The sequence below is a fragment of the Erwinia sp. QL-Z3 genome (genome assembly GCF_004551645.1).
Classification (GTDB): Bacteria; Pseudomonadota; Gammaproteobacteria; order Enterobacterales; family Enterobacteriaceae; genus Erwinia; species Erwinia billingiae.
Window position 1 is genome coordinate 547,293 of sequence record NZ_CP037950.1, and the last position, 12,448, is coordinate 559,740.

Below are 12,448 nucleotides of genomic sequence, written 5' to 3' on the forward strand. Positions count from 1 at the left end.
CCCCTTTTCAGCCAGATGGCCAGGCCACACGCATGGCGATCGTTCTGGCCCTACTATTGGAACCCAAGCGCCATGCCTGATATTGCCGACCGTTTAAAGAACGTCTCCGTCTCTGCGTCCGTCGCCATGACCCAGAAAGCCCGCGATCTGGCGGCCGGAGGCGTGCATGTTGTGGCGCTGTCGACCGGCGAACCTGATTTCCCGACGCCGCTGCACGCCATCGAAGCCGCCTATGCCGCCGCGCTGGGTGGCGATACCCGCTATCCGCCGACCGACGGCACCCCCGCGCTGCGCACCGCCATCCAGAAAAAATTCCAGCGGGATAATCACCTGCACTATGCCCTGAGCCAGATCCTCACCGCCGGTGGCGCCAAGCAGATCATCTTTAACGCCATGCTGGCCACCATCAATCCCGGCGACGAGGTGATCATCCCGTCGCCGTCGTGGATCAGCTACGCCGATATCGTTAAGTTCGCGGGCGGCACGCCGGTGCCGGTGGCCTGTCCGCAGGAGAACGGCTTTAAGCCCTATCCGGCCGATCTGGACGCGGCGATCACCGACAAAACCAAATGGCTGCTGCTCAATTACCCCAGCAACCCGACCGGTTCCGTCGCCACGCGCCAGGAGTTACAGGCAATCGGCGAGGTGATGCTGCGCTATCAGCAGATCTGGATCATGACCGATGATATCTATGAACATCTGATCTACGACGACGTGACCTTCTGTACGCTCGCCGAAGTGGTGCCTGCGCTGTTTGACCGGGTGCTGACGGTGAATGGCGTCTCGAAAGCCTACTCGATGACCGGCTGGCGGCTGGGATTCTGCGGCGGCCCGCAGGCGCTGATTAACGCCATGAGCAACGTCAATACCCAGAACAGCGGCGGCGTCACCACCCTGACCCAGGCGGCGGCGGTGGCGGTGCTGGAAGGCCCGCAGGATCTGCTGAAAGAGCGGGCGGCAATCTACCGCCAGCGCCGTGATTACGTGCTGGAGCGTCTGACCGCCATTGACGGATTACGCTGCCATAAGCCGCAGGGCGCGTTCTATCTGTTCGTCAATATCGCCGCGTTTATCGGCAAAACCACCCCCGGCGGCCGCACCATCAGCAACGATGCCGACTTTGTGCTGGCGTTGATCGAAGAGCAGCATGTGGTCACCGTTCAGGGTGCCGCCTACGGTATGAGCCCCTATTTCCGCCTCTCATATGCCACCAGCATGGACGTGCTGCAGGATGGCTGCAACCGGCTGGCCGCCTTCTGCGAAGGCATGCGTTAAGCGCGGAGCAGCAATAAAAAAGCGGCCAACCTGTTGGGGTTGCCCGCTTTTTTTGTTGCTTACAGTCCGACGACGCGTTTCATCGGCAGGCAGGAATCGCGCAGGCGCGTCAGCCAGCGGGCGATCTCTGCGGCCACCTGAATCGCTTCCTGCGCATCACTCTTCACCAGCTGGATAAACTGGCCGGGCTGAACCTGCGCCAGACGCCACAAATCCTCTTCAATGATCCCGGCCACTTTCGGATAGCCTCCGGCGGTATTGGCATCACTGAGCTGAATAATCGGTTCGCCCGCCGGTGGCACCTGCACAATGCCCGGCACCAGCCCGTAAGATCGCATTTCCACCACGTTGTCCGGCAGGATCGGTTCGCCCGCCAGACGATAGCCGGTGCGGTTGCTCTGCATCGACACCTTCCAGCTCTGCTGCCAGAAGCGTGCATGATCGGCGGCGAACAGCGCGTATTCTCCGGCCGGAATCGCACGCAGCTGCACCACGCCGCTGGCGCTGGTTGGAAACGCATGCGCCATGGCGACCGCAGGCGGCTCAATACCCATTCCGGCGGCCGGCAACGCCAGTGAAAGCGTCTCGCCCTGCGGCAGCCGATCGCCCTTCTGCAACGGTCGGCCTTGATGACCGCCGAAATTGCCACGCAGCGCGGTGCTGCGCGAGCCCATCACCAACGGCACATCAATGCCGCCCGCGACGCACAGATAGCTGCGCGCGCCCTGACGGGGAAAGCGGCACTCCAGCTCCTGCCCCGCGCGCACCGCGCATCCCCACCACGGCGGCAGGTCAACGCCATCAAGCTGCGCACGGCAGTCTGCGCCGGTCAGCACGATGCTGGTATCGGTCAGAAAGCGCACGCGGAACGGGAACATCTGCACCTCAATGCAGGCGGCGTTTTCGTCATTGCCCAGCAGGATATTGCCGGCCCGTAACGCCAGTGGATCCATCACGCCGCTGACCGAGACGCCAATATGGCGGTAGCCGTTACGCCCCAGATCCTGCACGGTATTGAGCGCGCCGGTTTTAATCATTTCAATCACAGTTCAATCCTCGCAGGGATAAAGCGCACGCTGTCGCCCGGTGCCATTACCGCAGGATTTTCTGCATGGGGATCGAAGACGTTTAGCTCCGCAAACCCCAGCGCGTTCCAGCCGTTCGGCCCGGTCAGCGCGGAGACGCCCGCCTGCGCGCCGCCGATGGTCACCGTGCCTTTCAGCATATGCAGCGAGGGGACTTTTTTTCGTGGCGTGGCCAGCGAGGGATCGAGGCCGTGCAGATAGCCAAAGCCCGGCGCGCTGCCCAGCGCAAATACCGTGTAATGGCCGTTGGCATGACGACGCACCACTTCCGCCGCCGTTAAACCGGTGTGCTGGCAGATGGCCTGAAGATCGGTGGCATGTTCGCCGCCGTAAATCACTGGGATTTCGATCAGCTTGCCGTTAGGATCCACCGCTTCGGCCTTGTCCCACAGCTCGCTGAGCATCCGCAGCGTGGCGTCGTAATCGGTCGGCGTTTGCACAAACACCACCAGCAGATTGGTGACGCCGGGGATCAGCGAGTCAACGTCCGGGCGGTCGCTGAGCGAGGCCGCCAGCGACCAGATCCGCCGTTGCGCCGGCAAATCAAAGGCACCCGGCGCTTCCACCAGCCACGCACGGCTGCCGATGGTCGAGATCTTCACCCGGTCGCCATGGCCGTGCAGATGAAAAGAGGCGCTCGAAGGCGCCTCACGTAACCGCATCGTCATCGATTATTCCAGAGGTTCGAATTTCAGGCTGGACAGCGGCTGCACCTTCTCTTCGCGCACCATTTTGTAGTCGGTGTTGGGGCCAATCCATTTGTCCCAGATTTTGTCGATGGTGCCGTCATCGTCCATCGCTTTCAGGCTGGTATTCACTTTGGTCAGCAGCGCGGGCTCGCCCTGCTTCATGCCAATGCCAATCGGCTCCAGCGCCATTGGCTCTTTTATCATCCCCAGCTCGATGCCGTCTTTGCCGGCCTGGGTAATCATCTTGATGCCGGTCATGGTGTTGGTGACAAAGCCAACGGCTTTATTCTGCTCCAGCGCGAGGAACGCCGAGGCCGCATCCTGGAAGGTTACCGCTTTGGCGCCCGCCAGATGGATTGACTGCTCGGAAGTGGTGCCTTTGGTGGCACTGATGCGCTTACCTTTAAAGTCGGCTTTGGTTTTGTCGACGTCCGGCTTTTTCACCACCAGCATCTCTTTCGCCACGTAGTACGGGTCGCTGAACTGGATCTGCTTGCCGCGCGTTTTGGTGTACGCCAGGTTGGCAATCAACACATCGGCACGGCCGGTGGCAATCACCGCGATACGGGCTTCAATCGAGGTCGGCATCAGGTTGAGCTTTAGCCCCATCTGCTGTGCCAGCGCGGTACAAAGGTCAACATCCATTCCCACCAGCTGGCGGGTTTTCGGGTCCGGTGATGAAAACGGAGGAACGTCTGAGTAAACGGCACAGTTCAGCTGACCGCGCGCCTGGATATCGGACAGGGCATCGGCCTTAGCGGAAGAAAACGCCATCATTAATGGCAGTGCAAGTACGGAACAAGACAGTAGCTTCAGTTTCATCAGTAATTCCCTGGTCGGTAGCGATGACTTTCGTCCCCTGGCTCAGAATGAGCAAAAATAATGGGTTTGGCAGCGTTTTTACGGTGGCGGCTTTCGGCACCCTGATCCGACTATATAAGCCGCGTTTTGCCTTGTATAAGAGGGAAACCCTGTGTGGGGATATGCATTTTATATGACAGAAAATAGCCTGCTCGCTCTAAGGTAAAACGGACTTCCCCGTGGCGGGAACCGGGTTGCACGATGAAAAGCGAAGGTAACGATGAATTCCAAACTGGGTGTGTTGCTGAAATTACTGTCAGCCCTCTGCGCGACATTAATGCTGGCCTGCGTCAAAGGGCTGAGCGGCACCATTCCGACCGGTGAAGTCATTTTCTTCCGCTCGTTCGTCGCCCTGTTTCCGCTGCTGATCTGGCTGAAAATGCAGGGCAATATTCTGCCGCAAATCAAAACGCGGAATATCTTCGGCCATTTGATTCGCGGCTTTTCCGGCACCGGCGGCATGTATTTCAATTATATGGCGCTGGTCTATCTGTCACTCGCCGACGCCACGGCCATCAGCTACGCCGCGCCGCTGTTCACGGTGATTCTGGCGGCGGTACTGTTAAAAGAGACCGTTCAGCTCTATCGCTGGCTGGCGGTGGTCATCGGTTTCTCCGGCATTCTGGTGATGCTCTCTGCCCATCTGAACGACGGCGGCTCGTTACTGGCCGGTAACGCCTTAAACCTGTCCGCCGGTTTGGGCATTCTGTTAGGGCTGATGGCCGCGCTGTGCACCGCGGTGTCGCTGGTGCAGATCCGCTTTCTGAACGGCATTGAAAAACCCGGCGCGATTGTGTTTTATTTTTCGTTGATGACCATGCTGATTGGCCTGTCGACGCTGTTTTTCGGTTGGGTGATGCCGGATAGCACCCAGCTGTTGCTGTTGGTGGGCTGCGGCTTTTTCGGCGGCATGGCGCAAATTCTTGTCACCCTCAGCCTGCGCTATGCCGACGCCTCGCTGCTGGCGCCGTTTGATTACACCACGCTGGTGTGGTCGATGCTGATTGGCTATCTGTTTCTTAACAGCCTGCCGGGCGCGTCAACGCTGGTGGGCGCGGTGATTGTCGCCTCGGCGGGGATCTTCACCGTCTGGAGCGAAAGGCGCAAGCGCAAGCTGATGATGATCCGCACCCTGACCTGAGTTCGCCGTGCCGACATTTACCGCTCAGCGCACAGGTTTTACTGGCAGCGCGCCAGGTCACACGTTAAGCTCTGCGCAAATTTTTACAGCCAGAACCGATCGCCATGAAAACCAAACTGCTCGCCATCCTGATCCTCGTCGTTATCGCCATTGGTCTTTACCTCGCGCTGAAGCCCCACCCACAGAATCCGCACTACTATGCGGCGGCCTGCGTGATGATTAACGACATCGGCCAGCCGAAAAACCCGGATGAATTTATGGCGAAGTTGCAGACGGTGATCGTCAATGAAAACGCCTCCTATGCCTTTGATAAGGTGGAATTCGATCGCCATTCGGCGCAGGGTGCCAGCCAGCGCTACTACGCGCTGAGCCCGGCACAGCAGGCTGATACCCGCAAAGGTCTGGATAATTGTCTGGCGGTGATGCTGCCCGCCGCCAGGCCGTAATCGTTGAGGTAAAATGACAGGCCAATTTCTCTGGCCTGTCATTTTTATTTCAGAGACATAAATATAATTTATTAATATTAAAGTCCTACTGTATTAAGACCGCGTTTCAGGAGTATTATCAATAGCCATAAACAGTGATGTTTTTGGGCATCCAGGATAAAGCCGACTATTTATTCAATAAGAGCGCCAAATCATTAATAACCGCTGGGCGTAATTATTCTGCGTGCATTGCGGTTAATTCCTTGTAATTCAGTTACCCCGTCTTGCAGTAATCAGAAAAAACCCACCACTGCCATACCGGAGATTTCTTTATTAGTGCCACACTTCAGTAGCTTACGCCTGATATGTTGCAGCAGGCCGCGCGCTGTGGGTATGAATGAAATATCAGCAAGTCAAATCAGAATAAGGCGAAATGATTACCCAGGCTTAACCACGCAGTCAGGGCATAATCTGTAAAATCCGGCCAGGCGGGCTGCGCGATATAGAATGTCAGTTAAACAATAGCCACTAAAAATAACTCACATGTCATTCAGACCCTTTTATGAAGGAGGCGATAAAATGCCTGCCGAATATTATTATGTGACACAGCAAAAAGATAAATCTGATTTTCACATGCTGCATCGGGCGGGATGTCCTTCCCTGCCCAGAAAAGAGACGCTGCATTTTATTGGCAGCCTGTACGATGCCTCTCAGGCCATGACCGTGGCCAAAATGCGCGTAGGGCAGAAGGTCAAAGCCTGTTTCATCTGTTGTCGCCCGCAAAATGAGGCGAACAAGCCGCTGCCCGACAAGATGCACGCCCGGCAACATTCGGGAAAATAACGCACTTTCAGATCAATACGGGCCGGTTTCATCAGGGCGATGTCACCGGTTTGGGTCTGAAACACGGGCAGGCGGGGGATCGCCTGCCCGTCACGCGTTACTGACTGACGCGGTAGCGATCCAGCCAGTGCGCATACGGTGCGGGCAGCACCCAGGACGCCTGCTCTTTCTTCAGGTCGCGTGCGGCCTGGTACGTCCAGTTCGGGTTGGCCAGATGCGCCTTGCCGACCATCACCAGATCCAGCTCGCCTTTCTCAATGGTTTGATTGGCAATCAGCGGCGCGTCAATGCCCCAGGCGGACGCCACGGCAATGTTCGCTTCGCGCTTCACGCGGGCCGCAACCGGGGCCAGGAAAGCCGGTCCCCACGGAATGTTTGAGTCCGGCGTGGAGAAGCCGACGCTGACGCTCAGCAGATCCAGGCCGTTAGCGCGGAACTTTTTGGTCAGGTCGATGGCTTCGCTCAGCGTCTCTTCATCGCGGCCATCGTACTCAATCACGCCGAAACGGGCGGTCAGCGGCAGATTTTCCGGCCACTGGTGACGCACGGCATCCAGCGTTTCCAGCAGGAAGCGCCCGCGATTTTCGGCATTGCCGCCGTACTGATCCTGACGCTGGTTGGCGTGAACCGAGAAGAAGCTCTGCGCCAGATAGCCATGGGCAAAATGCAGCTCCAGCCATTCAAAACCGGCCTCACGCGCGCGGCGGGTGGCGTCGGCAAAGTCGTTGCGCACGCGGGCAATATCGGCCAGCGTCATTTCCTGCGGGACCTGCGGCAGGTTGCTGCCAAAGGCCACGGCGGACGGGGAAAGGGTCTCCCAGCTGCGCGGATCGGTTTTAACGATATGATCGTCACCTTCCCACGGCAGGTTGGCGCTGGCTTTACGTCCGGCATGACCAATCTGGATGCCAGGGATGGCACCGGCCGCTTTGATTTCGCGGGCAATCTGCGCCAGCTTTTCCGCCTGCTCGTCATTCCACAGACCTAAACAGCCCGGGGTGATGCGACCTTCTGGCGAAACGGCCGTGGCTTCCACAATCACCAGCCCCGCACCACCGCGCGCCAGGCTGTTGTAGTGCACGCGGTGCCAGTCATTACTGACGCCATCAACAGCGCTGTACTGGCACATTGGCGGCACGGCAATACGGTTACGTAACGTTACGTCTTTCAATTCAAACGGGGAAAATAGCCCTGGCATAGAAACCTCAGTAGTCGAAAAGAAACTCAGAAAATAGCGGGATACCATAACGCCCAATGGCACTGCGACCTGTAGCACCAAATGCCTTCGGCGGCGTTGCGCGCGGTAACCAATCCCTTTTTCCGGCAATGCTTGGTCTTTATTCGCATTTCCTCTGCCCTTCCCCCTGGTTAATTCTGTTGACCCTTATTGGTCAATTTTGAGACACACCATGGAAATTTATTGGTATTTAACCGCACCAGACGGTCACCAACCCTGGACGGCCTCCGGCAGCCGTCAGGTCAATTATGCTTACTTCCAACAGGTGGCCCGCGCGGTCGATCACCTCGGTTTTACCGGCGCGCTGCTGGCGACCGGCGCGCACGATCCGTGGATCCTTGGCGCATCGCTAATCCCCTATACCGAGCGGATGAAGTTCCTGATTGCCATCCAGCCGGGGCTGATTTCGCCGACGCTGCTGGCCAAGATGGCCGTCACCTTTAACCAGTTCTCGAAAGGTCGGGTGCTGCTGAACGTGGTCAGCGGCGATAAAAACACCCTGAGCGCCTATGGCATGCATCTGGATCATGATGCCCGCTATGCGCTGAGCGATGAGTTTTTGCAGGTGTTGCGTCCGCTGCTCAATGAGGAAAGCGTTAATTTCAAAGGGGAACATCTCGACGTTGAAAACGCCAAACTGGCGCTGAGCAACGGCGGCTATCCGCCACCGCCATTGTGGTTTGGTGGCTCCTCCGAATCCGCGCAGGAAGTGGCGGCTAAGCATATCGATACCTATCTGTCGTGGGGCGAAACGCCGCCGCAGGCCGCTGAAAAAATCGCGCAGGTGAAGGCCAAAGCCGAAAAGCATCACCGCCAGCTACGCTACGGCATTCGGCTGTACGTGATCGTGCGCGAGACCGATGAACTCGCCTGGCAGGCCGTAGATGCGCTGTACGCCACCATGGATGACAAGGCGATCGCCGCCCGTCAGCAACTTGCCAACGGTTCCGATTCGGTCGGCCAGTCGCGGATGAGCGCGCTGCATAATGACCAGAAACCGGCCGATCCGCGTGAACTCGAAATCTATCCTGGCCTGTGGGCGGGTATCGGCCTGGTCCGTCCGGGTCCGGGCACGGCGATTGTTGGCAGCCCGGAAACCGTTGAACGCACGCTGCGCGCCTATCAGGACGCCGGGGTTGAGGTGTTTATCCTTTCCGGCTTCCCGCTGCTGGAAGAGGCCTACCGGTTTAGCGAGCTGGTGATGCCGCGTCTTAACCTCAGCCAAAGCGAACAGCAGCCGGACAACAGCTTTACCTGGGGCAATCTGTGGGACCGTCCGCTGGACCCGGAGGAAAAGCCGCGATGAAAATTCGTCTGGGCAGCCACCCCAACAATCTCTCGCTGTTTATTCTGCGCCATCGTGGAGTGATTGAACCGCTGGCCGCCGAACGCGACTGGCAGATCGACTGGTTTGATTATCCGCAGGGCGCGCGCAGCGGTGAGTGGCTGGCGGAAGATCGGGTCGATATTGTCGGCACCGGCTCCACGCCGCCGATAACCGCAGAGGCGGGCGGGCTGGACGTCGCCTATCTTGCGGCCTCACCGCCACGTGATAACAACTGCGCCTTGCTGGCGCTGAAGGGCAACGCGCTGACGTCGCTGGCCAACACGCGTCTGTCGGGCATGCCGGGCTCCTTTACCGATCATTTTCTGGCGCGCCTGCTGCATCAACAGGGCCTGAGCCGCAAGGACGTGACGCTGGTGGATATTCAGGGCGACGCGGCGCTGCACGCGCTGCTGGCGGGTGAAATTGATGGCTGGCTGGCGGGGGATCCCTGGCTGGCGCGGGCGCTGACTCACCCGTCGACAGAAGCCCGGATGTCAGTCGGCAGTCAGATCGTTAACCGCTCATTGTTCTGGACGCGCCGCGCCTGGCAGCAGGCGCATCCCGACGCGGCCCGCTGGGTGGTTGAACAGCTGGCGCACAACGATCGCTGGATTGAGCAGAATCCGATCCCGGCGGCGCAGATCCTCAATCACCATCTTAACCCGGCGATCTGCCCGGCCGAATGGCAGCAGACCCTGCGCGCCCGGCCATGGGGGATCATCCCGGCCAGTGACGCCTTGCTTAGCGAACAGCAGCAGCAGGCTGATGACCTTTTTGCGGTGGGCTTTATTGCCGCTGCCGTATCTGTGTTTCCCAGGAGAAAAGCATGACCCGTTGGATAAAAAGCGCGGCCCTCAGCGCGCTGTTGCTGTACGCCGGTGCGGCACAGGCGGCAGAGTCAATCACCCTGCGCATTGGATTTTTGCGTGGGCCGACCGATCTGGCGTTAGCCAAAGAGAAAGGCACGCTGGAAAAAGCGCTGGCGGCACATCAGGTTAAGGTGGTGTGGGCCGGTCCGTTTACCGCCGCTGCACCGGCGTATGAAGCGCTGAATTCTGGGGCTATCGACATGACCACCGGCAGCTCCACCGCCTTTGTGACCGCCATTGCCGCCGGCTCGCCGCTGCGTTTCTTTGCCTATCAGGCGATGCCTGCCGACGGTGAAGGCCTGGTGGTGCGCAACAGCAGCGAGATCCATTCGCTGAATGATTTGCGCGGCAAAAAGGTGGCGGTCAACAAAGGCGGCACCGGCGAATACCTGCTTTCACGCGCGCTAAGCAGCGCCGGCATCCCGGAAAACGCCGTGCAGAAGGTCTATCTCAGCCCGTCGGATACCGGTACCGCTTTTGTCGGCGGCCATGTCGATGCCTGGGCCATCTGGGATCCGTTCCTGTCATTGGCGCGGCAAAGCTACGATGCGCGGCTGTTAAGCAATGGCAAACAGTTGGGCTCGGAGAATGCCGCCGGCTATTTTGTCAGCGACGCGTTTTATCAGGCGCATCCTGACGTGCTGAAGTGGGTGTATCAGGTGTTGCAGCAGGAGAACAGCTGGGCCAAAGCGCATCCGCTGGAGACCGGGAAAATATGGGCAGCGCAGATGGGGCAAATGGGCGAGGCGCTGGCCGCGCAGTTAGGCCACGTTAACACCGTCCCGGTGACGCCGGTTGATGACGCGGCAATCGCGCATATTGAACACATTGCCGACTGGTATCAGCAGCAGGGCTTGATCAAAAGCCGCCCGGATATTCGCCAGCATGTGGTGACGCTGACGCCGTAATTTTGGCAGCCTGTGGTGATGTTGACGCCGTAGTTATGCCAGCAATGGAGGGTGCCAGGGATGGCGCCGGACTTTGCCATGCAGAATGCGGGTTTTCGGCCTGCGCCAGTCCCACTCAGGAGAAGGTGTCGAACAGCTGCTGCCGTATCCAGCGATGCCCGGCCGACGTATGGGTGCGTTCATGCCAGGCGACGGTTTTGGTAAAACCGGGGATCGCCAGCGGCGGCGACAGCAGCGTCAGCCCCTGGGTATTCACCGCCAGCCGTTTTGGCACCACCGCAATCAGATCGCTGTCGCGCAGGATTTCCGGCAGCACCAGAAAACTGGTGACCGACAGCGTCACCTTGCGCTTCAGCCCCAACGCCAGCAACGCGCTGTCGGTCACGCCGGAAAACATCTCGCCTTCATAGGAAACCAGCGCATGATCCAGCGCGCAAAAGCGCGTTAAGGTCAGCTTTTTCGCCGCCGCCGGATGTCCCTCCCGCAGCATACAGACATACTCTTCATCGAACAGCCGACGCGCGTGCAGCTCTGGCGGCGTGCTCTCCGGCGTGACGATAGCCAGATCGATTTCCCCGCGTTCAAGCTGCTGCTGCAACTGGCGGTTTTCCACCGGCCTGACGGCGATCTGTAGCCCAGGCGCCAGCGTGCGCAACCGGGCGAGAAACGGCACCACCACCGCCCGCAGCGCATAGTCCGTCGAGGCGATCGTCAGCTGCATCTCGCTTTGCGCCGGATCGAATGCCGCGGGCTGCAGCATCCCGTCGATATCCCGCAGGATTTTTGCCACCGGCTCCGCCAGCTCCAGCGCACGCGGCGTCGGCACAATGCCGTGCGGCGCGCGGACAAATAGCGGATCGTCAAAGCTCTCGCGCAGTCGGGCCAGCATGCCGCTGACCGCCGGTTGCGTCAGCGAAAGACGACGGGCGGCGCGGGTGACGTTGCGCTCCTCCAGCAGGGCGGAGAACGCTTTTAACAGGTTCAGATCCAGCGTTCTGATATCAGCCATGGTGATAACCAAAATAAAAAACGGTGATTAGATTTATGTCAGTCTGACACGCATGCTGTGGGTTATCCACTCGCTGCACGCAGAAACGTTGCGCCGCCAGCGGGTGACTCTCTCACCACTGAACACAGGAATTTCCCATGCTTAACGCCATCATCTGGCCTGAAGGCTATCTGCCAGGCACCACCGATAACAGCGTCTCCAATGAAATCATCGTCGCCGGCATTAATGCGGCTCAGGTCTGGGTGCAGTTGAATAACACCGCGCTGTGGGCCAGTTATTACAGCAATGCCGATGATATCCGTTTTCACGATGCCTCTGGCCCGGAATTGAGCGCCGGTGCACGCTTTCGCTTCACCACCTTTGGCTTCCCGGTTGAAGCGGAAGTGACGGAATACGTGCCGCCGGTGGCCGGTGAATCGGCGCGCATTGCGTGGCATGGCTGGGTGGAAGGCGATGCGGATTCGCGTCTGGATGTGCATCATGCCTGGCTGTTTGAGGATCTGCCGGGCAACCGCGTGCGCATCCTGACCCAGGAAACGCAGATCGGGAAACCCGCGCAGGAACTGGCGCAAACCCGCCCTAACCCGATGCTGAATGCGCATCAGGAATGGATCGACGGACTGGCATCCGCCGCGCAAAAAGCTCAATAAACAGCAACATGGCGCTAAAGTTTGCCTTAGTTAAGATGTCTTTTCTGTAACATCTTCAACAAATGTCACACTTTAGTGCCCGCATATGCATCTTTCGTGTCGTGATTTGGCCGGTAATCTCTATCATGA

The 12,448-nt window shown here is 58.9% G+C and carries 13 protein-coding genes; 8 read left to right on the forward strand and 5 right to left on the reverse strand.

What is annotated here, in order from left to right:
* Positions 1-72: 72 nt before the first annotated feature.
* A complete protein-coding gene (locus E2F51_RS03165) occupies positions 73-1,275 on the forward strand; it encodes a pyridoxal phosphate-dependent aminotransferase (RefSeq protein WP_134824802.1) in 1,203 nt (400 codons plus the stop codon).
* Between the two features lie 59 nt (positions 1,276-1,334).
* On the opposite strand, the gene E2F51_RS03170 is transcribed toward E2F51_RS03165, so the two are convergent.
* The 3 genes from E2F51_RS03170 to E2F51_RS03180 are packed head-to-tail and all read right to left on the reverse strand — an operon-like array spanning position 1,335 to position 3,871.
* Positions 1,335-2,321, reverse strand: coding sequence for a biotin-dependent carboxyltransferase family protein (locus E2F51_RS03170; RefSeq protein ID WP_209215473.1), 987 nt, complete (start codon positions 2,319-2,321; stop codon positions 1,335-1,337).
* Entirely contained in the window at positions 2,318-3,022 is a 705-nt protein-coding gene (pxpB, locus tag E2F51_RS03175; RefSeq protein ID WP_167738433.1) for a 5-oxoprolinase subunit PxpB, read from the reverse strand. The genes E2F51_RS03170 and pxpB overlap by 4 nt, the downstream gene beginning before the upstream one ends.
* Positions 3,023-3,031: 9 nt before the next feature.
* Positions 3,032-3,871, reverse strand: coding sequence for an ABC transporter substrate-binding protein (locus E2F51_RS03180; protein ID WP_013203764.1), 840 nt, complete (start codon positions 3,869-3,871; stop codon positions 3,032-3,034).
* Positions 3,872-4,130: 259 nt separating this feature from the next.
* Between E2F51_RS03180 and E2F51_RS03185 the strand changes: the two genes are divergently transcribed.
* The 3 genes from E2F51_RS03185 (at position 4,131) to E2F51_RS03195 (ending at position 6,319) form a co-directional block, all read left to right on the forward strand.
* Positions 4,131-5,051, forward strand: a complete 921-nt coding sequence (locus E2F51_RS03185) for a DMT family transporter (RefSeq protein WP_134822719.1) — start codon at positions 4,131-4,133, stop codon at positions 5,049-5,051.
* A gap of 104 nt (positions 5,052-5,155) precedes the next feature.
* Complete coding sequence (locus tag E2F51_RS03190; protein WP_134822720.1) at positions 5,156-5,497, forward strand: hypothetical protein; 342 nt, start codon at positions 5,156-5,158, stop codon at positions 5,495-5,497.
* A 558-nt stretch (positions 5,498-6,055) separates the two neighbouring features.
* Positions 6,056-6,319 carry a hypothetical protein gene (locus E2F51_RS03195; RefSeq protein ID WP_134822721.1) on the forward strand — a complete coding sequence of 88 codons (264 nt, stop codon included), beginning with the start codon at positions 6,056-6,058 and terminating at the stop codon, positions 6,317-6,319.
* Between the two features lie 97 nt (positions 6,320-6,416).
* On the opposite strand, the gene E2F51_RS03200 is transcribed toward E2F51_RS03195, so the two are convergent.
* A complete protein-coding gene (locus E2F51_RS03200; RefSeq protein ID WP_134822722.1) occupies positions 6,417-7,517 on the reverse strand; it encodes an NADH:flavin oxidoreductase/NADH oxidase in 1,101 nt (366 codons plus the stop codon).
* A gap of 211 nt (positions 7,518-7,728) precedes the next feature.
* On the opposite strand from E2F51_RS03200, the gene E2F51_RS03205 reads away from it, so the two are divergent.
* From E2F51_RS03205 to E2F51_RS03215, 3 genes are read left to right on the forward strand one after another with little or no spacing between them, the layout of a single operon-like run.
* Positions 7,729-8,862 (forward strand): LLM class flavin-dependent oxidoreductase, encoded by a 1,134-nt coding sequence (locus E2F51_RS03205; RefSeq protein ID WP_134822723.1) that lies wholly within the window; start codon positions 7,729-7,731, stop codon positions 8,860-8,862.
* A complete protein-coding gene (locus E2F51_RS03210) occupies positions 8,859-9,713 on the forward strand; it encodes an ABC transporter substrate-binding protein (protein WP_134822724.1) in 855 nt (284 codons plus the stop codon). The genes E2F51_RS03205 and E2F51_RS03210 overlap by 4 nt, the downstream gene beginning before the upstream one ends.
* The gene (locus E2F51_RS03215; protein ID WP_134822725.1) at positions 9,710-10,660 is read left to right on the forward strand and encodes an aliphatic sulfonate ABC transporter substrate-binding protein; all 951 of its coding nucleotides are present in this window, start codon (positions 9,710-9,712) and stop codon (positions 10,658-10,660) included. The genes E2F51_RS03210 and E2F51_RS03215 overlap by 4 nt, the downstream gene beginning before the upstream one ends.
* Before the next feature lie 115 nt (positions 10,661-10,775).
* Here E2F51_RS03215 and E2F51_RS03220 read toward each other — a convergent pair whose 3' ends face one another.
* Positions 10,776-11,669, reverse strand: coding sequence for a LysR family transcriptional regulator (locus E2F51_RS03220; RefSeq protein ID WP_134822726.1), 894 nt, complete (start codon positions 11,667-11,669; stop codon positions 10,776-10,778).
* 137 nt (positions 11,670-11,806) lie between these two features.
* Between E2F51_RS03220 and E2F51_RS03225 the strand changes: the two genes are divergently transcribed.
* Complete coding sequence (locus E2F51_RS03225) at positions 11,807-12,319, forward strand: SRPBCC domain-containing protein (protein ID WP_134822727.1); 513 nt, start codon at positions 11,807-11,809, stop codon at positions 12,317-12,319.
* Positions 12,320-12,448 lie beyond the last annotated feature (129 nt).